This is a genomic window from Pseudomonas sp. 22085 (genome assembly GCF_052045815.1).
Classification (GTDB): domain Bacteria; phylum Pseudomonadota; class Gammaproteobacteria; order Pseudomonadales; family Pseudomonadaceae; genus Aquipseudomonas; species Aquipseudomonas glycinae.
This window is the reverse complement of the sequence record NZ_JBQEQA010000014.1, coordinates 1-16,867: the sequence shown is the minus strand read 5'-3', so window position 1 is coordinate 16,867 and position 16,867 is coordinate 1. Positions and strand designations below refer to the sequence as shown.

The 16,867-nt window shown below is 60.5% G+C and carries 14 protein-coding genes and 6 tRNA genes; 8 read left to right on the top strand and 12 right to left on the bottom strand.

The annotated features are described in order from the left end of the window. Positions 1–46 precede the first annotated feature (46 nt). Complete coding sequence (locus tag ACTJK7_RS18110; protein ID WP_440780219.1) at positions 47–2,290, bottom strand: DNA internalization-related competence protein ComEC/Rec2; 2,244 nt, start codon at positions 2,288–2,290, stop codon at positions 47–49. 136 nt (positions 2,291–2,426) lie between these two features. On the opposite strand from ACTJK7_RS18110, the gene ACTJK7_RS18105 reads away from it, so the two are divergent. Continuing rightward, entirely contained in the window at positions 2,427–2,945 is a 519-nt protein-coding gene (locus tag ACTJK7_RS18105; RefSeq protein WP_007950764.1) for a DUF2062 domain-containing protein, read from the top strand. 54 nt (positions 2,946–2,999) lie between these two features. Here ACTJK7_RS18105 and ACTJK7_RS18100 read toward each other — a convergent pair whose 3' ends face one another. The 4 genes from ACTJK7_RS18100 to ACTJK7_RS18085 all read right to left on the bottom strand — a co-directional run bounded on the left by ACTJK7_RS18100 (position 3,000) and on the right by ACTJK7_RS18085 (position 6,168). After that, the gene (locus ACTJK7_RS18100; RefSeq protein ID WP_440780220.1) at positions 3,000–3,779 is read right to left on the bottom strand and encodes an ABC transporter permease; all 780 of its coding nucleotides are present in this window, start codon (positions 3,777–3,779) and stop codon (positions 3,000–3,002) included. Beyond that, positions 3,776–4,708, bottom strand: a complete 933-nt coding sequence (locus ACTJK7_RS18095) for an ABC transporter ATP-binding protein (protein ID WP_323151197.1) — start codon at positions 4,706–4,708, stop codon at positions 3,776–3,778. Before ACTJK7_RS18095 ends, ACTJK7_RS18100 begins: the two co-directional genes overlap by 4 nt. A 133-nt stretch (positions 4,709–4,841) precedes the next feature. Continuing rightward, entirely contained in the window at positions 4,842–5,465 is a 624-nt protein-coding gene (locus ACTJK7_RS18090; RefSeq protein WP_085655175.1) for a glutathione S-transferase family protein, read from the bottom strand. Between the two features lie 43 nt (positions 5,466–5,508). Next, a complete protein-coding gene (locus ACTJK7_RS18085; RefSeq protein WP_440780222.1) occupies positions 5,509–6,168 on the bottom strand; it encodes a transglutaminase-like domain-containing protein in 660 nt (219 codons plus the stop codon). A 248-nt stretch (positions 6,169–6,416) separates the two neighbouring features. On the opposite strand from ACTJK7_RS18085, the gene ACTJK7_RS18080 reads away from it, so the two are divergent. Continuing rightward, on the top strand, positions 6,417–8,864 hold the full coding sequence (locus ACTJK7_RS18080) for an acyl-CoA dehydrogenase (RefSeq protein ID WP_323151195.1): 2,448 nt from the start codon (positions 6,417–6,419) through the stop codon (positions 8,862–8,864). A 74-nt stretch (positions 8,865–8,938) separates the two neighbouring features. Beyond that, positions 8,939–9,346 carry a PA2817 family protein gene (locus ACTJK7_RS18075; RefSeq protein ID WP_007950758.1) on the top strand — a complete coding sequence of 136 codons (408 nt, stop codon included), beginning with the start codon at positions 8,939–8,941 and terminating at the stop codon, positions 9,344–9,346. A 57-nt stretch (positions 9,347–9,403) separates the two neighbouring features. Here ACTJK7_RS18075 and ACTJK7_RS18070 read toward each other — a convergent pair whose 3' ends face one another. Continuing rightward, positions 9,404–10,399, bottom strand: coding sequence for a LysR family transcriptional regulator (locus ACTJK7_RS18070; RefSeq protein ID WP_011335458.1), 996 nt, complete (start codon positions 10,397–10,399; stop codon positions 9,404–9,406). A gap of 90 nt (positions 10,400–10,489) precedes the next feature. On the opposite strand from ACTJK7_RS18070, the gene ACTJK7_RS18065 reads away from it, so the two are divergent. The 4 genes from ACTJK7_RS18065 to ACTJK7_RS18050 all read left to right on the top strand — a co-directional run bounded on the left by ACTJK7_RS18065 (position 10,490) and on the right by ACTJK7_RS18050 (position 14,552). After that, on the top strand, positions 10,490–11,116 hold the full coding sequence (locus ACTJK7_RS18065; RefSeq protein ID WP_085607355.1) for a hypothetical protein: 627 nt from the start codon (positions 10,490–10,492) through the stop codon (positions 11,114–11,116). Between the two features lie 90 nt (positions 11,117–11,206). Then, complete coding sequence (locus ACTJK7_RS18060) at positions 11,207–11,977, top strand: 2OG-Fe(II) oxygenase (RefSeq protein WP_007952184.1); 771 nt, start codon at positions 11,207–11,209, stop codon at positions 11,975–11,977. 1 nt (position 11,978) lies between these two features. Next, positions 11,979–12,617: a LysE family translocator gene (locus ACTJK7_RS18055; RefSeq protein WP_064383517.1), complete on the top strand. Its 639-nt coding sequence runs from the start codon at positions 11,979–11,981 to the stop codon at positions 12,615–12,617. A 195-nt stretch (positions 12,618–12,812) separates the two neighbouring features. Beyond that, on the top strand, positions 12,813–14,552 hold the full coding sequence (locus ACTJK7_RS18050; RefSeq protein ID WP_440780223.1) for a dipeptidase: 1,740 nt from the start codon (positions 12,813–12,815) through the stop codon (positions 14,550–14,552). Positions 14,553–14,679: 127 nt separating this feature from the next. Here the strand turns inward: ACTJK7_RS18050 and ACTJK7_RS18045 are convergent. The 6 genes from ACTJK7_RS18045 to ACTJK7_RS18020 all read right to left on the bottom strand — a co-directional run bounded on the left by ACTJK7_RS18045 (position 14,680) and on the right by ACTJK7_RS18020 (position 15,304). Beyond that, positions 14,680–14,755: transfer RNA gene (locus ACTJK7_RS18045), tRNA-Gly, on the bottom strand. Between the two features lie 2 nt (positions 14,756–14,757). Then, positions 14,758–14,833, bottom strand: a tRNA-Glu gene (locus tag ACTJK7_RS18040). A gap of 58 nt (positions 14,834–14,891) precedes the next feature. Continuing rightward, a tRNA-Gly gene (locus ACTJK7_RS18035) sits at positions 14,892–14,967 on the bottom strand. 3 nt (positions 14,968–14,970) lie between these two features. Further along, a tRNA-Glu gene (locus ACTJK7_RS18030) sits at positions 14,971–15,046 on the bottom strand. A 104-nt stretch (positions 15,047–15,150) separates the two neighbouring features. Beyond that, positions 15,151–15,226 (bottom strand) — tRNA-Gly (locus tag ACTJK7_RS18025). 2 nt (positions 15,227–15,228) lie between these two features. Beyond that, a tRNA-Glu gene (locus tag ACTJK7_RS18020) sits at positions 15,229–15,304 on the bottom strand. A gap of 388 nt (positions 15,305–15,692) precedes the next feature. Between ACTJK7_RS18020 and ACTJK7_RS18015 the strand changes: the two genes are divergently transcribed. After that, positions 15,693–16,451 (top strand): hypothetical protein, encoded by a 759-nt coding sequence (locus ACTJK7_RS18015; RefSeq protein ID WP_199912983.1) that lies wholly within the window; start codon positions 15,693–15,695, stop codon positions 16,449–16,451. Positions 16,452–16,867: the final 416 nt, after the last annotated feature.

Below are 16,867 nucleotides of genomic sequence, written 5' to 3'. Positions count from 1 at the left end.
TACCATACCGGTTCGCGATAAAGACTCGTCGCCCCGACGACCGTGCTCAACGGTACTCCGCCCCCGGCAACGGCGGGGCGCGCCAGAACCGGCGTTGTTGACGCATCGACCGGGCCGGCTGAAACCGCCCCAGTTGCAGATGAATGGCACCCTGCTCGGCGCTGTCATGGATATGTATGCCCTGTTTGCGGTAGCGGGCAATGACCGTCGGGTGCGGATGGCCGAACGAATTGCCCTGCCCCCGGGAAATCAGCACGGCATGAGGCTGCAAAACCTTGAGCAAGGCCATCGATGAGGAACTGCGGCTGCCATGGTGCGGGGCTTGCAGCCACTGAGTGGGAACTGCCAGCACGCTATTGAGCAGGTCCCGTTCAGCGGCGCTGTCGATGTCGCCGGTCAGCAGCAACCGTTCGCCATTGGCTTCGATCTGCAACACGCAGGAACGCTGGTTGCTGTCATGGGCGTCAGCCCATTGCCATAGATGAAAGGCCACGCCGTCCCACTGCCATTGCCGCCCGGTTTCACAGGCCTCGGCGTTGAGCGCTTCGGGCAGGCCCGGCGGGTCGCCGCTGATGACGAAGCTGACCGGCAAGCCTTTCGCCACGGCCAGTGCTCCCCCCGCGTGATCGGCATCGGCATGGCTGAGCAGCATCAGGTCGAGGTGGTTTACGCCCAGTTTGTGCAAGGCCGGCAGCACCACCCGCTCGCCTGCATCAAAGTCACCGAAGCGCGGGCCGCTGTCGTACAGCAAAGTGTGATGCCGGGTACGGACCACTATCGCCAGGCCCTGGCCGACGTCCAGTTGCCAGACATCGGCCACGCCTTCGGCCAGTCGTTCCCGGGGCGCAAATGCCAGCACCAGCAGCAACGGCCAGCCCAAGGGACGCAGGGGAACGCCTCGGGGCAGCAATAACAGCAGTGCACCGATGCAGCCCAGCGCCAGACCCCATCCCGGCATCGACGCCGCAACCCACGCCGGCCACCGCCCGGCAATCAGGGCAAGTGATCGGAACAACCCGTCGATCAGTCCGCCCGCCAGCCACAGCAGCCCTTCCCCGACATAAGGGATCGGCAGCAGCAATGTGCCCAGCAACCCCGGCGGCAACACCGCAAAACTGACCCACGGCACCGCCAGCAGATTGGCCAGTGGCCCGCTGAGACTGATCGGCAGACTCAGCGCCAGCAGCACCGGGCACAAGCCGATCGCGATCAACCACTGCGCGCGCGTCCAGGTTTGCCACCAGCGCCACGGCCCCAGACGGCCGCCGAAGGTGAAGATCAGCACGGCGACCGCGATAAAGGATAGCCACAACCCCGGACGCAAGCTGGCCAGCGGGTCCATCAACAACACGCCGTTGAAGGCCAGCAGCAACGGCCACCAGGCACCGAGATGGCGAAATCGCAATCGCCACAGCAGCACCAGCGCAACCATCACGCAGGCCCGTCGCACCGGCACATCGAACCCGGCCAGCAGGCCGTAACCCAGCGCCGCCGCGAATGCCAGACCGCACGCCCAGGGCAGCCAGGGCCAACGCAGCGGCCAAATCCCGACCCGTGCCATCCCGGCGACCAACACATACAGCAACGCCGCCAACAGCCCGATGTGCTGACCGGAAATCACCAGCAGGTGCACGGTGCCGGTGTCCTGCAAGATCTGCCAGTCCTCGCGACTGAGCCCAGAACCATCGCCGAGCACCAGCGCAGCCAAGGCTCCGTTGCGTCCCTGGGCATCCACTGCAAGCAGGCGCTGCCGGATGCTGTCACGCCAGGCCCACTGCGCCGGCGCCAGACGCTGGCCATCTTTCACCGTCCCGGTGGCGCCGATGCGCTGCGCCAGCAGCCAGGCTTCGTAATCGAACGCATCCGGATTGAGCAGGCCGCCGGGACGCTTGAGCTTGACCGCCAGTCGCCAGCGTTCGCCACTTTTGACCTCAGGCCCGGCGTACCAGGCCAGACGCATCAGCGACGGCAGTTTCTCGTGACGCGAACGCGCATCGGCCAGTTCGAAGCGCACGACACCTTCGGCATTCTGCGGCAAGCCGACGACCCGCCCCTCCACCCAGCGCGTTTCGCCATCCAGCCGGGAAGGTAGTCGATCATCCAGCGCCAGCTGCGCGCTGAAGCTCGCCCATGTAAATCCAAGCAGTAAAAACGCCAGTGGATAGCTGCGAAACGGCAGCAGCATCAGCGCCACCCACGGCAACACCAGCAATAACCCGACCGGCGGCAAGGCCGGTAAAAAAACCGGAGCCAGCAGACCGACCGCCAGCGCCATCATCCCTGTGCGCATAAGCCCGTCCTTGAGAGTCCCACCTTCAGGCATAGCGGTTGCCGGGCACGGGCGTCGTTATCAATTGTCACAAAGTCTGAATGGGCGGTTCATGGAATCCAGACATACTTGCCGCCTTAACCGACCGAGAAGCCTTATGCCCCGGCGCTTATTCAAACGTTACATGCCCGACCCGACGAGCATCAGGGAACACAAATCCTTACGCTTTCTCGGCACGTTGCTGCATGACCCGAACCTCTGGCACCTCAACCGACATTCGGTGGCCCGCGCCATGGCCGTTGGCCTGTTCGCCGCGTTCCTGCCGATTCCCGCACAAATGCTGGTGGCCGCCGTCCTCGCGATCATGGTGCGCGGCAACATGCCGATTGCCGTCAGTCTGGTCTGGCTGACCAATCCGATCACCATGCCGGCGGTGTTCTTCTGCACTTATCAGGCCGGGGCCTGGCTGATGGATGTGCCCGCCCGCACGCTCCCCGACGAATTGACCTGGGAATGGATCAGCGGCGAGCTTTCGACCCTGTGGCAACCGTTCTTGCTGGGTTCGGTGGTGGTCGGGCTGGCACTGGGCGCCCTTGCCTACTGTCTGGTGATGATGTACTGGCGCTGGTGGGTGGCCCGGCAATGGGCGCGGCGCAAGAAAAGACGTCAGGCGTGAATGCAAAACGGCCTCCACTTTGGGAGGCCGTTTTTCATTGCAGCATTGAAGAAATCAGGTGCGCATTCCGCGCCCGCTCACCAGCAGCCGCGCACAACCGAAATACAGCACCACGGTTGCCACCAGCATGAAGGTGATCGCAATACCGATACGGATATCCGACACACCAAGGATGCCGTAACGGAAGGCGTTGACCATGTGCAGCACCGGGTTGGCCAGCGACACGGTTTGCCAGAACGGCGGCAGCAAGGTGATCGAATAGAACACGCCACCGAGGTAGGTCAGCGGGGTCAGCACGAAGGTCGGGATGATCGCGATGTCATCGAAGTTGCGCGCAAACACCGCGTTGATGAAGCCCAGCAGCGAAAAGATCGTCGCCGTCAGCACCACCACCAGCACCGTCACACCGAGATGGTGTACCTGCAAATGGGTGAAGAACAACGACAGAATCGTCACGATCACACCCACCATCAGGCCTCGCAAGACGCCACCGATCGTGTAACCGATCAGGATCGTGTGCGGCGACACCGGCGACACCATCAGCTCTTCGATGGAGCGCTGGAACTTGCTGCCGAAGAAGCTCGACACCACGTTGCCGTAGGAGTTGGTGATCACCGACATCATGATCAGACCCGGCACGATGTACTCCATGTAGGTGAAGCCACCCATGTCACCGATCTGCCGGCCGATCAGGTTACCGAAGATCACGAAGTACAGAACCATGGTGATCGCCGGCGGCAGCAGGGTCTGCGGCCAGATCCGGGTGAAGCGTCTGACTTCGCGGTAAACGATGGTGTTAAGGGCAACGAGGTTGGGGCGCAGCTCGGAACTCATACCGCCACCTTCGACAGATTTTTCTCCACCAGGGACACGAACAGCTCCTCGAGGCGATTGGTTTTATTGCGCAGGCTCAGCACTTCGATGTTCTGCAGGGCCAGTTGGCCGAACAGCGCGGTGATGCCCATGGACTTGTCTACCTGGACTTCCAGGGTATGCCCGTCCAGTAGACGCGCCGGGTAGCCCGCCAGTTGCGGCGCGGCGCTCAGGTCGTTCTTCAGGTCCAGCAGGAAGGTCTCCACATGCAACTGGCCGAGCAGCTGACGCATGCTGGTGTTCTCGACGATGGTGCCGTGGTCGATGATGCCGATGTTGCGGCACAGCTGCTCAGCCTCCTCCAGGTAGTGGGTGGTGAGGATGATGGTGATGCCTTTCTGGTTCAGTTCGGTGAGGAACGTCCACATCGAGCGACGCAGTTCGATGTCGACGCCGGCAGTCGGCTCGTCGAGGATCAGCAGACGCGGTTCATGCACCAGTGCCCGCGCGATCATCAAGCGACGCTTCATGCCGCCGGACAGCGAACGCGACGGCACATCGCGCTTGTCCCACAGGCCGAGCTGAGTCAGGTATTGCTCGGCGCGCTCCTTGGCGATCCTTGCCGGAATGCCGTAGTAGCCGGCCTGGGTCACGACGATGTCGAAAGTCTTTTCGAACTGGTTGAAGTTGAACTCCTGGGGCACCACGCCGATGGAGCGCTTGAGCGCCGCCGGGTTCTTGTCCAGGTCGTGGCCGAAGATGTTCACGGTGCCGCTGGTCTTGTTGACCAGGGTCGAGAGAATGCCGATGGTCGTGGATTTGCCGGCGCCGTTGGGGCCGAGCAAGGCGAAGAAGTCACCTTCGGCGACGTCCAGATCGATACCACTCAAGGCCTGGAACCCGTTGCCGTAGGTTTTGGTTAGCTGCCGGATGGACAGAGCGGAACTCATATCGGATTTACGCACCCAGTAAGGAAAAAAGGACTGATAAAAAGCCGGCGGCGAGGAAGACAACCGCAGCGCTCGAGCGCAATGGTGCTTGCCGTCGCCGCACAAGTACAGTCAAGTGTGTCGATAGTAGGTATTAAGTCAACGCGGTCATGACGGCTTTCTGATACGCCGGACGCTGCTTCAACCGCGCGTACCAGGCTTCGAGATTGGGCTGTGGCGCGCGTTCGATCGGCATCTCGAACCAGGCATAAATGAAACTGCCGAGCGGGATATCGCCCATGCCGATTTCACTCCCGGACAGATACGGCTGGTGCTTCAGCGCCTGATCGGCCATCGCCAGCAAGCTGTCGCACTCCTTGATCGCCGCATGGATTGCCGGCCAGTCCTGCTTGTCTGCCGGGGTACGCAAAACGCCCCAGAACACCGTGCGAAACGGTCCGGCAAAACTGGAAGTCGTCCAGTCCATCCACTTGTCGGCGGTGGCGCGGGTCTGCGGATCCGCCGGGTACCACGAGCTATCGGCCGCATGTTTTGCCAGCAGGTAACGCACGATGGCATTCGATTCCCACAACACGAAACCGTCGTCCTGAATCACCGGCACCCGCCCGTTCGGGTTCATCGCCCGATACTCCGGCGTGTCGACCACACCAAACGCGCCACCGGCATCGATGGCCTCGTAGGCCAGCCCGAGCTCTTCGGCCGCCCACAACGGTTTTCTGACATTCGACGAATTCTTGCGACCCCAGATCTTCAGCATGTCCGCCTCTTTTCCAGTAAATGGGCAGGCAGCATACGCCGGATCAGAAGCGGCCGACATCACCACGCATGTCACTGGACAGGGGCGTCTGCTGATCGTTGAACAGGTGCGGATAACATTTCTGCAGATGTTCGAAGAAAAAAGATTCCGGTACATCAGCGAACTGGCCGTGATCGACGAGGTACTCCATCAGCAGCGCGCCATCGCTGTTGTACGGGTGGAAAACGCTGTCGTTCATGCCGTCGAATTCCAGCGGTGCAACGTTGAACATTTCGCAGAGCTTCTGGTTGAACGCGGGTGTGGCTTTGACCCAGCGATCATTGAGAAAAAGCTCGGTATAACCATGCATGGCGAACACTTCGCTTCTCAGCAGTTCAAGCAGACGCGGCGTCGACAGATGATTTTTCACATCCGCCAGACCGATGCGCGCGGGGATCCCGCAATGGCGCGCGCAACCGGCGAGCAACGTGGCCTTGGGCACGCAATAACTCTCACCCGCCGCCAGCGCGTAGCTGCCGCACAAGGTCTGCGGGTCGCGGCTGAAGGTGTACATGTTGTAACGCACCGCCTCGCGCACTGCGTAATAAAGACTGATCGCCTGCGCGAGCGGATCGCGACTGGCACCACGGTGCTGCTCGGCGAACTCCACCACCGAGGGGTGGTCACTATCGATGAAGCGGCCGGGGCTCAGATACTCGTGCATGACGACATTCTCCTGATTGAGCCCCGAGTCTAGCGAGAGGTTCAGCACAGAGATAACGACGTTTCGGCCAAACATGCACGTAAAGACGCGGAAGCTGCGAACGATTTCCCACGCGTGTTGCCCACCGAACCTACAAAAGACATCCGGGGTTTCCCACGATTTCAATCACCTTGCTCTGACCGCCCCGTTTTGCAGATGCCGTCTAAGCTCTGGAGGGTCGGTTCGCCCTGGTTCACGGAGGATTAAATATGCTGTTGTTGTGGATACTGGTTCTGATCGTCGGCGTGGCGTATCTGGCCCACCGGCGCATCGCCCCGCTGCCGGCACTGGGTATCGTCGCCGCTTACCTGTTGGCGATGGGGATTTTCAGCCAAGCGCCAGGCTGGTTGCTGCTGATTTTCTGGGTCGTGCTGGCCCTGGTCGCCGCCCCGCTGCTGTTGCCTGACCTGCGCCGCAAACACTTTACCGCGCCGCTGTTCAGCTGGTTCCAGAAAACCCTGCCCCCGATGTCGCAGACCGAACGCGACGCGATCGACGCCGGCACGGTGTGGTGGGACGGCGAACTGTTCAGCGGCCGTCCGGACTGGGACAAGCTGCTGTCCTATCCCAAAGTGCAACTGAGTGAAGAAGAACAGGCGTTCATCGACGGCCCGACCGAAGAGCTCTGCGCCATGGTCACCGACTGGCAGATCGGCCAGTCGATGGACCTGCCGCCCGAAGCCTGGGCCCACATCAAGGAAAACGGTTTCTTCGCCCTGATCATTCCCAAGGAGTTCGGCGGCAAGGGATTCTCCGCCTACGCCCACTCCCAGGTGGCGATGAAACTGGCGACCCGCAGCGGCGACCTCGCCTCCACCGTGATGGTGCCCAACTCCCTCGGCCCGGCCGAACTGTTGCTGCATTACGGCACCGACGAACAACGCAATCATTACCTGCCACGGCTGGCCCGGGGCGACGACATTCCGTGCTTTGCGCTGACCGGCCCGCTCGCTGGTTCCGACGCCGGCGCCATGCCCGACACCGGGATCATCTGCAAGGGTGAATGGGAAGGCCAAGAAACCCTTGGCCTGCGCTTGAACTGGGAAAAACGCTACATCACCCTCGGCCCGGTCGCGACCTTGCTCGGCCTGGCCTTCAAGGCCTATGACCCGGATCACCTGCTCGGTGACAAGGAAGACCTGGGCATCAGCCTGGCGCTGATCCCGACCGACACCCCCGGCGTGGAAATCGGCCGCCGCCACTTGCCGCTGGGCGCGGCGTTCATGAACGGCCCGAACTCCGGCAAGGACGTGTTCATCCCGCTGGACTACCTCATCGGCGGCCAGGACATGCTCGGCAAAGGCTGGATGATGCTGATGAACTGCCTGTCGGTCGGGCGTTCGATCTCGCTGCCGGCAGTGGGCACTGGCGCGGCCAAGTTCACCAGCCTGGTGACCGGGCAGTACGCGCAGATCCGCGAGCAGTTCAACGTGCCGCTGTCTGCCTTCGAAGGCATTCAGGAAGCCATGGCGCGGATCGGCGGCAACGCCTGGATGATGGACGCCGCACGGATGCTGACTGCCAATGCAGTGGATCTGGGCGAGAAGCCGTCGGTACTGTCGGCGATCCTCAAGTATCACCTCACCGAACGCGGTCGCGAGTGCATCAGCCACGCCATGGATGTGCACGGTGGCAAGGCGATCATCATGGGCCCGAACAACTACCTGGGTCGCAGCTGGAACGGCGCACCGATCTTCATCACGGTGGAGGGCGCGAACATTCTCTCGCGCAACCTGATGATCTTCGGCCAGGGCGCGATCCGCTGCCATCCGTTCGTCCTCAAGGAAATGGCCCTCGCCGGACGCGAGGACAAGGATCAGGCACTCAAGGAGTTCGATGGCCTGCTGCTCAAGCACATCGGATTTGCCGTGAGCAACGCCGCCAGCACGCTGGTGCTGAACCTCGGTTTCGGCCATTTCGAACATGCGCCGGGAGACAAGCTCAGCCAGGGTTATTTCCGTGCCCTCAACCGTCAGGCTGCCGCGTTTGCCATGCTCGCCGACCTGAGCATGATGCTGCTGGGCGGCGAACTGAAGCGGCGCGAGCGTCTGTCGGCCCGATTGGGCGATGTGCTGAGCAACCTGTATCTCGCCTCCGCAGCGCTCAAGCGCTATCACGATCTCGACTCCCCGGCGTACATGGAACCGCTGTTCCGATGGGCGATGGAAGAAAGCCTCGGCCAGTCGGAAAAAGCGCTGGACGAACTGCTGACCAACTTCCCGAACCGAGTCTTCGGCTGCCTGTTGCGCGTGATCGTGTTCCCGTTCGGCCGCCGTCACAAAGGGCCTTCGGACAAACTCGGTGCCGAAGTGGCCGCGGTCATCGGCCGGGCCAAGGGCGATCCGGCGCTGGAAGAACTGCTTGCCGGCTGCTATCGCCCGCAATCGGCCGACGATGCGGTCGGTGCGCTGCAGCACGCCTGCGATCAGTTGAACGCTGCGCAACCGCTGCACAAAAAACTGCACACCTCGCTCAAGAGCGGTCAGGTCAAACCGGTCGTCGGCGAACACGCCATCGATGCGGCGCTGGAAGCCGGAGTGTTGCAGGCCGTGGAAGCCCAGACCCTGCGTGATGCCGAAGCGGCGCGGCGCAAGGTGATTGATGTCGATGATTTCGACAAGGAGCAACTGAAACCGGCGGACGGCAAAATCCGCTGATCCCTTCAATCAGTGAAAAACGGGCGCAGGGGCTTTATACTCCCGCGCCCGTTTTGCTCTTGAGGACTTATCTCGTGTCCAACGTCGTTGCCGATCATCTGGTTTTGCTCGACCATCTGCGCAGTATCCTGGTCGCCGTAGGTGAGGCCGATCAGGTTCCCGAAGAAAGCCATGCCCTGTTCCTGGAGCGTTTCGACGAACTGCTGGCGTCACTGCCGATCGAGCCGATCGAAAGCCAATACCTGGGCCAGGACATCCTGACTCAAGTGATTACCCGTTACCCGCAAATTGCCCACCTGATCCCGCGAGATCTGCTGTGGTTCTTCGCCGGCGACTGCCTGCATTACCTGTCCGACGAAGAAATCGACATGTATCAGGCGCTGGAAGAACGCCGCTACGAAGCCGAACAGAACGACGAGCCGTTCGACTGGAACCAGGAAAAACAGCTGCTGGCGATGTCCGCCCAGGACAGCAAGCACTGATTTTCGCCCGATAAAAAAGGCCCGCACGGTGATCCATGCGAGCCTTTTTTTTTCGGGTCAGAGCAACCCTTCACTCTCGGGCAATTCGTACTCGGCCAACGGTTTTGCACCGCCAGACTTTCCCGGTTTGCTCAGGGTCGGCTCTTTCTCCAGGCACTCCACCAGATAATCAATGAACACCCGCAGCTTCGGCGGCAGATAGCGCGTCGGCGAGTGCAGCAACCACAATCCGCCGTGGTACGAGGCCAGGAATGTCCATTCCGGCAGCACCTGCACGATCAGCCCCTGCTCCAGCGCATAACGCGCGGTGAAATACGGCAGGCTGCCAATGCCGATGTGCTGCAACACTGCGCCCAGACGGACGCCGGTGTGATTGGCGGCATACCGGCCGCGCACGCCGACGGTAACGGCTTTCGTGCCTTTCTTGAATTTCCAGCGCGCATCACTCGGGGTCTCGCCCAGGTAAATGCAACTGTGATTGAGCAAGTCGTGGGGATGAGTTGGCGTCCCGTGTTCGGCCAGGTATTGCGGTGTGGCGCAGAGCAAATGGTCGATGGTCAGCAGTTGTCGTCCCACCAGTCCGGCCGGTGGACGATCCGTGATGCGAATGGCCAGGTCGACATGGTCATCGATCAGATCGACCTGGCGGTCCTCCAGCAACAGCTCCACGTCGACCTTCGGATAGCGCCGCAGAAATTCCGGCATGTGCGGATGAATCACGAAGCGCCCAACCGCTTTCGGCACGCTGACCCGCACCAGCCCCTCCGCTTCGTGGGTGAACTGACCGCTGATCTCCATCACCGACTTCGCCGCGCTGACCATTTCCTGGCAGCGCTTGAACACCTCTTCCCCGCCATCGCTCAAGCGCAGTTTGCGCGTGGTGCGTTGCAGCAGCCGCGTGGCCAGCGCTTTCTCCAGCCGGGAAATACTGCGACTGACTGCCGAGGGCGATGAGCCCAACTGGCGAGCGGCTTCGGAGAAACTGCCGGTCTCGACGACCTTGACGAAAATCGCCATCTCACCAAGCAGCGGCAGGGGAAGATTTATGCTCACAGCGCAACAGTCCTTTGATGTTTGAACGGATTATCACGTTATTGCACGATTCATATAATTAAAAAAGAAACTTTAATAAGGGCATGGAATATGACGCTTCGCCTCTTTTTCCATAGTGATGACCTCAAGGCCAATGTGGAAGTCCTCGACTGCACGCCCCACGAGAACGAATTCGCCGTTGTGTTGCGCGCCACGCTTTTCCATCCCCAGGGCGGTGGCCAACCCTGTGATACCGGCTGGATTGGCGACAGCCAGGTGCTGCGAGTCGTCCAGGAACCGGACCGGATCATTCATTTCGTCGATCAACCGGTGCCGCTGGGCATGACCCAGATTCGCGTCGACGAAGAACGCCGCCGCTTCAACACCCGCATGCACTCTGCCGGGCATTTGATCGGCCACTTTGTCCAGGCCATGGGCTGGATGCCGATCAAGGCGCACCACTGGCCGGACGAGGGCCGGGTGCAGTTCAAACCCGGGGATTCGGCCCAGGAAGTCGATGCTCAAATCGTTCAATACGGCATCGGGCAGTGGATCGAACACGATCTGCCACGCCTGACGTCCCTGCGCGAAGGCGCGCGGGAAATCGGTTTCGGTGAACTGCCAGCCTATGGCTGCGGTGGCACCCATGTACGCAGCCTGAAGGATCTGGGCACAGTCACGATCGCGTCCCTTTCGCAGAAGAAAGGCACGTTGTCCGTCCACTACAGCGTGGATTGAGGATTTCGGGCGCTGTCAGATGCAGCGTCCGACGCCGGGGGAACCGCGTTCGCCGGTTCCGTTGACTATTCGATAGATGGACCTGAAACCATGATGCTTGACGTCGAGCGTCTCGATGAGACGTGCATAAAAAAACTGGCCAACGAAGAAGTCCTTGCCATCCGCGTCAAAGGCTTTCTGCCCCAGGCGCAGGCGATCCAGATTGGCGACAAGATCCTCGCCCCCGGCTTCGAGGGCTACATCAACGCGCCCAGTATCGGCCGCATCGGCATGGCGTTCTACGAGGCGGAAAACCAGCCGCTGCTGATCGAAGACTACTTCGAACGCGCCACCAGCAACATCGCCGAACTGCGTAACCGCTGCGCGCCCTACTCGTCGCCGGTCGACACCCTGCGCTGCATGCTCGACGAATCCTGGCCGGCAGGTGCCCACCTGGAAAACCTCTACGGTCGCAAGATGTACGTCGGCCTGTCCCGGGTGGTGAAACCGGGCGTGTGCTTCCTGGCCCATCACGACATCTTCGCCAAGGACGCCCCGGAAAGTTTTCAGGCCCGCAGCCTCGAGGCGCAGTTCGCCTGCAACGTCTACCTCAACATGCCAACCGAAGGCGGCGCATTGCAGATGTGGGAAGACGACATTTCTCCGGACCGCTTCGACGAAATGCGCGGCGACAGCTACGGCATCGACCCGGCGCTGCTCGGCCCGCCCGCCCTCGAAGTACGCCCGGAACCGGGGGATTTCATCATGTTCAATTCGCGTCGCATGCACTCGGTGACGCCGGGCGTGGCCGATCCGCGCTTGAGCCTTTCGTTTTTTGTCGGCTATCGCGGCAATGCTTCACCCCTGACTTTCTGGAGCTGAAATGACATCGAATTACCTGGGCGAGTTTCTGGCGCTGGCCACCATCCACTTTCTGGCCGTAGTCGCTCCCGGACCGGACTTCGCCGTGACCATACGCCAGAGTGTGCGCTTCGGCCGACTGGTAGGCATCTGCACGGCACTGGGCATCGGCGCGGGAATTTCCGTGCACGTGCTGTACACCCTGCTGGGCGTCGGCGCCCTGATGCACACCACACCGTGGCTGCTGACTGTCGCCAAAGTGGTCGGCGGCGCTTACATCCTCTACCTGGGCGTCAGCCTGATCCGCAGCAAACCCAAGACGGCACTGGAGGGCGAAAAGACCAGCGACGAACCACTGGTCGAGCAATCGCTGTTCAAGGCGTTCTCCACCGGCTTCCTGACCAACGCCACCAACCCCAAGGCCACGCTGTTTTTCCTGGCGATCTTCACCACGATCATCAGCGCCAGCACACCGCTGCAAATTCAGGCGCTGTACGGGTTGTGGATGTGCGGGGTGAATGCGTTGTGGTTCGTGATCGTCGCGCTGTTCTTTTCAAGCAGCAAAGTGCGCGTGCTGTTCATGCGCATGGGCCACTGGTTCGAGCGCAGCATGGGGGTGATTCTGATCCTGTTTGCCGGGCGTCTGGTGCTGTCGATGTAAGCGCATTGATCGGAGAAGCCCGATCCAGACGGATTGGACGGGCTTTTTCATTTCTGCGCCGCTTTTGCATTTCTGTGCGACGCATCCCACTTCGGGGGCTCCCCTATCACTTGCGGGTGGTGTTAGTTTGCGAAACCGTCTGACGCATCGATCAGACACTTCCTACTCACTGCCTGCAAAGGAATGCCCATAGCAATGGACTTTTCACTCAAGCAACTGGCCGCGTCGACGCTGATCCTGGCCAGCCTTTCGTCCGTGACACTGCCAGCCCACGCCAACCTTACCGAGCAGCAGAGCGCGACCATCCTCAAGACATTCAATGAGGCAAAGGTCAGTGACTTCAGAGCGTTTCTCGGTGATCTGGCCAAGAACGACCTGAGCAAGACCGACGAACTGCGTCCAGCCATCAGCGCTTTCCTCGACAACAAGACGCTGACCGCCGAACAGCAGAACGAAATCCATCGCCTGCTCGGCCTCTACACTCGCGTGAAGTACGGCAAAGCCGCTTTGGAAACCCTGCGTGAACTGGTGGAAATCCCAACCTTCCGCAAGGACGGTGTCGATCAGCACAACAATCCCGAATTCATCAAGATCGCCGGCAAGATCAAGGAGCTGGCCGAGTCTTTCGGCTTGAAGTATCGCAACATCGACAACCGCGTTTACGAAATCTCCCTCGACGGCAACGGCAAAGACGTCGTCGGCATCCATGCTCACGCCGACGTGGTGCCGGTAACGCCGGAAAACTGGGTGCTGAAGGACGGCACCAAACTTGACCCGTTCAAGGTCACGCTGATCGGCGACCGCATGTACGGCCGCGGCACCGAGGACGATAAAAACGGCATCGTTGTGACGCTGTACGCCATGAAGGTGATCAAGGAAGAGAAGCTGCCACTGGCGCGCAATTTCAAACTGCTGGTGGACACCACCGAAGAAACCACCGGCGACGCGATTCCTTACTACTTCGAACGCAACCCGACGCCGGAGTACAACCTGGCACTGGACGGTGGCTACCCGGTAGTGATTGCCGAGAAAGGCTACGGCACCGTCATGGCCAAGTTCGCCAAGCGCAACGCCGAGGGCAAAGGCGCAGAACTCATCTCGATGACCGGTGGCCTGGCGACCAACCAGATCCCTTCGGTTTCGGTCGTCACGCTGGTGACCGACAAACCCGCCGACCTGGCAGCCAGCCTGCAAAAGGCCGGCGCTGAATACGCCAAGCGCAATGGCGGCGATTTCGAAGTAAACGCCAAGGTCGATGGCAAAGACGTCAAACTCACCGTCACCGGTGTTTCCGCGCACTCGTCCGAGCCTGAATCCGGCGTCAACCCGGTGGCCCGCATGCTCGACTTCATCCACAGCGTGGACGGCAAGATCGCCTTCAAGCACAACCACATCACCGACGCTGCACACTACGCCGCTGACAACTGGGGTCTGGACTACAAGGGCGGCAAACTGGGCGTCGGTTTCGCCGATGACTTCATGGGCCCGCTGACCACCTCCCTGACCTACGTCGGCATGGACGAAAAAACCTTCAAACTCGCGGTCAACCTGCGCGTACCGAAGGGCAAGTCGCCGGAAGTGCTCAAGACCGAGATCGCCGACAAACTGGCAGCCTGGAGCAAGAAAAACCATGTCGCGGTGAACTTCGACTATTCGATCGCCGAACCGATGTACCGCAACCCTGAAGGCGAGTGGGTCAAGGCACTGCTGGCCGTGGCAACCGAGAATCTGGGCATGAAACACGAATTCGGCACCTCGGCGGGCGCCACCTCGGTGCATGAACTGCCGAACGGTGTGCAATTCGGCCTGGCACGACCGGAGGTCAAGTACACCGGTCACACCGATGGCGAGTTCAAGACCATTGACCAGTTTTTGCTGGACCTGCAGATCGTCACCGAAATGATGGGACGCATCGGGCAATTGCCGAAGCTCTGATCACATATCGGGCCTGCCACATTGGCGGGCCCACAAAAAAAGGACCTCGCGGTCCTTTTTTTATTGCGCGACAAAAAACGCACAAACAAAAACGCCGCTCATCACTGAGCGGCGTTTTTGTTGAATATGGAGCGGGAAACGAGACTCGAACTCGCGACCCCGACCTTGGCAAGGTCGTGCTCTACCAACTGAGCTATTCCCGCAATGGCGTCCCCTAGGGGACTCGAACCCCTGTTACCGCCGTGAAAGGGCGGTGTCCTAGGCCACTAGACGAAGGGGACAGGCTACAACTTTCACTAATAAAAACGCCGCTCTTTGCAAAGCGGCGCTTTTTGAATTTGGAGCGGGAAACGAGACTCGAACTCGCGACCCCGACCTTGGCAAGGTCGTGCTCTACCAACTGAGCTATTCCCGCAAATGGCGTCCCCTAGGGGACTCGAACCCCTGTTACCGCCGTGAAAGGGCGGTGTCCTAGGCCACTAGACGAAGGGGACACGCTACCCGGAACACATGGTGTGTGTTTCGGTGTCCAGATCCGTCTCCGAAGATTGGGTTCTGGTTTCACTCAGCACCGCCCGAAAGCGTTGCTGTTTAAAATTGGAGCGGGAAACGAGACTCGAACTCGCGACCCCGACCTTGGCAAGGTCGTGCTCTACCAACTGAGCTATTCCCGCATTGGCGTCCCCTAGGGGACTCGAACCCCTGTTACCGCCGTGAAAGGGCGGTGTCCTAGGCCACTAGACGAAGGGGACACACTACAACATTCACTCCCTGCCGCGTTTCGCTGTGTGCTTTACGCTGCAAGTGGCGCGCATTCTATGGATGGATTGAAAGGTCGTCAACCCCCAGATATAAATTTATTTAAATCAATGACTTCGACCTGCTTTACGGACCGATTCCGGCTTTTGCGTCGCCCGACGATTGACGCCTATATTCCGACACTCGCCAAGGCGTTATAGTCCACGGCACAGGTGATGGCAATCTGCACCCCAAGGGCCAGCATTTATATAAGCGGCTCCCTGGCCGATACAGATACAGCTTCGCCGATCCAAACCCGTCGAGCGGCGCTAGGCTCCTCTATGCCAAGCCACTACACTCGCACGCGAACCCTATAAAGAGGTCTTACCGGTGACACCACTCATGATCACCCTGCTAGTCATAGCCGGGATCGCAATCTTGATCGCCATTGGCTACATGAACCATGTGGTGGAAAACACCAAACTGGAGAAGGCCCGCACCAAGGTCGAACTCAACGACCGCCTGCGCCGTTGCGGCGAACTGACCGAAACCTTCCCCGGCCAGTTCATGACCCCGGCCCTCAAGCTGCTGCTGACCCGCCTCGAGCTGAACGTCTGCCAGCGCCTGCTGAACCTGGAAAAGACCAGCGCCACCACCAAGGCCCGCATCACCGAACTCAGCGCCCTCGTCGCCCAGGGCGAATCGATCCCGGTCAACAACCCGCCGGCCCCGATCCAGACCGAAGCCAAGGCCAAGGACGTGCGCTTCCTCCTCGAAGCCCTCCACGGCCAGATCACCCGCGCGGCGCAGGACGGTTTCCTGCCACCAAACGAAGCCAAACACTGGATCCGCGAAGTCCGCCACATCCTCGTGCTGCTGCACATCGAGTTCTTCAACAACCTCGGCCAGCACGCCCTCCAGCAAAACCAGCCAGGCCAGGCCCGCCTCGCCTTCGAACGCGGCGTGCAATACCTGCGCAAACAGCAAGACCCGCAAATCTACGCCGAACAACTCCAATACCTGGAAAAACTCCTGGCCCGCGCCAATGCCCAGGTCATGGACAAAATCGCCCCGATCGAAGGCGAAGAAAACCAGCTGACCGCCGGCCTTAAAGATGTCGAGGCTGACGCGGACTGGAAGAAAAAAGTGATTTACGACTGAGTGCAGTCAAAGAGAGAAGCCACCGGAAGGTGGCTTTTTTATTGCCCGCGAGAAAGATCAAAATCAAAAGCGCCCTCACCCCAGCCCTCCCGAAACGTCGGACCGCCCGTAGGGAGAGGGAGCCGACCGAGTTGATTGGGAGAGCCGACGTGAAAGACCGAGTCGCACTCGGGTTTTGAAACGCATGCAACCCAACTCACACTGCGGCACCGTCTGCTGCTTCTTCAGCTTCTTCAGCTTCTTCAGCTTCTGCGTTGGCTTTGGCTTTGGCTTTGGCTTTGGCTTTGGCTTTCACCACTCAACACAATGAGCGTTAGCTCGAGTACCGCTTTTGACGTGCCGGCCCCATCGGAAGGCTGAGTGGAGGGATTTATCCGGGGGTGGGAGCGCAGCGACCGTGCGGCGCAGCCGCATGC

Excerpts from the sequence above, each read along its gene's own strand:
- ACTJK7_RS18055 (WP_064383517.1), top strand. The coding sequence starts at position 11,979 with ATGACATCGAATTACCTGGGCGAGTTTCTGGCGCTGGCCACCATCCAC.
- ACTJK7_RS18085 (WP_440780222.1), bottom strand. The coding sequence starts at position 6,168 with ATGCACGAGTATCTGAGCCCCGGCCGCTTCATCGATAGTGACCACCCC.
- ACTJK7_RS18050 (WP_440780223.1), top strand. The coding sequence starts at position 12,813 with ATGGACTTTTCACTCAAGCAACTGGCCGCGTCGACGCTGATCCTGGCC.
- ACTJK7_RS18095 (WP_323151197.1), bottom strand. The coding sequence starts at position 4,708 with ATGAGTTCCGCTCTGTCCATCCGGCAGCTAACCAAAACCTACGGCAAC.
- ACTJK7_RS18060 (WP_007952184.1), top strand. The coding sequence starts at position 11,207 with ATGATGCTTGACGTCGAGCGTCTCGATGAGACGTGCATAAAAAAACTG.
- ACTJK7_RS18090 (WP_085655175.1), bottom strand. The coding sequence starts at position 5,465 with ATGCTGAAGATCTGGGGTCGCAAGAATTCGTCGAATGTCAGAAAACCG.
- ACTJK7_RS18015 (WP_199912983.1), top strand. The coding sequence starts at position 15,693 with ATGATCACCCTGCTAGTCATAGCCGGGATCGCAATCTTGATCGCCATT.
- ACTJK7_RS18100 (WP_440780220.1), bottom strand. The coding sequence starts at position 3,779 with ATGAGTTCCGAGCTGCGCCCCAACCTCGTTGCCCTTAACACCATCGTT.
- ACTJK7_RS18080 (WP_323151195.1), top strand. The coding sequence starts at position 6,417 with ATGCTGTTGTTGTGGATACTGGTTCTGATCGTCGGCGTGGCGTATCTG.
- ACTJK7_RS18105 (WP_007950764.1), top strand. The coding sequence starts at position 2,427 with ATGCCCCGGCGCTTATTCAAACGTTACATGCCCGACCCGACGAGCATC.
- ACTJK7_RS18110 (WP_440780219.1), bottom strand. The coding sequence starts at position 2,290 with ATGCGCACAGGGATGATGGCGCTGGCGGTCGGTCTGCTGGCTCCGGTT.
- ACTJK7_RS18065 (WP_085607355.1), top strand. The coding sequence starts at position 10,490 with ATGACGCTTCGCCTCTTTTTCCATAGTGATGACCTCAAGGCCAATGTG.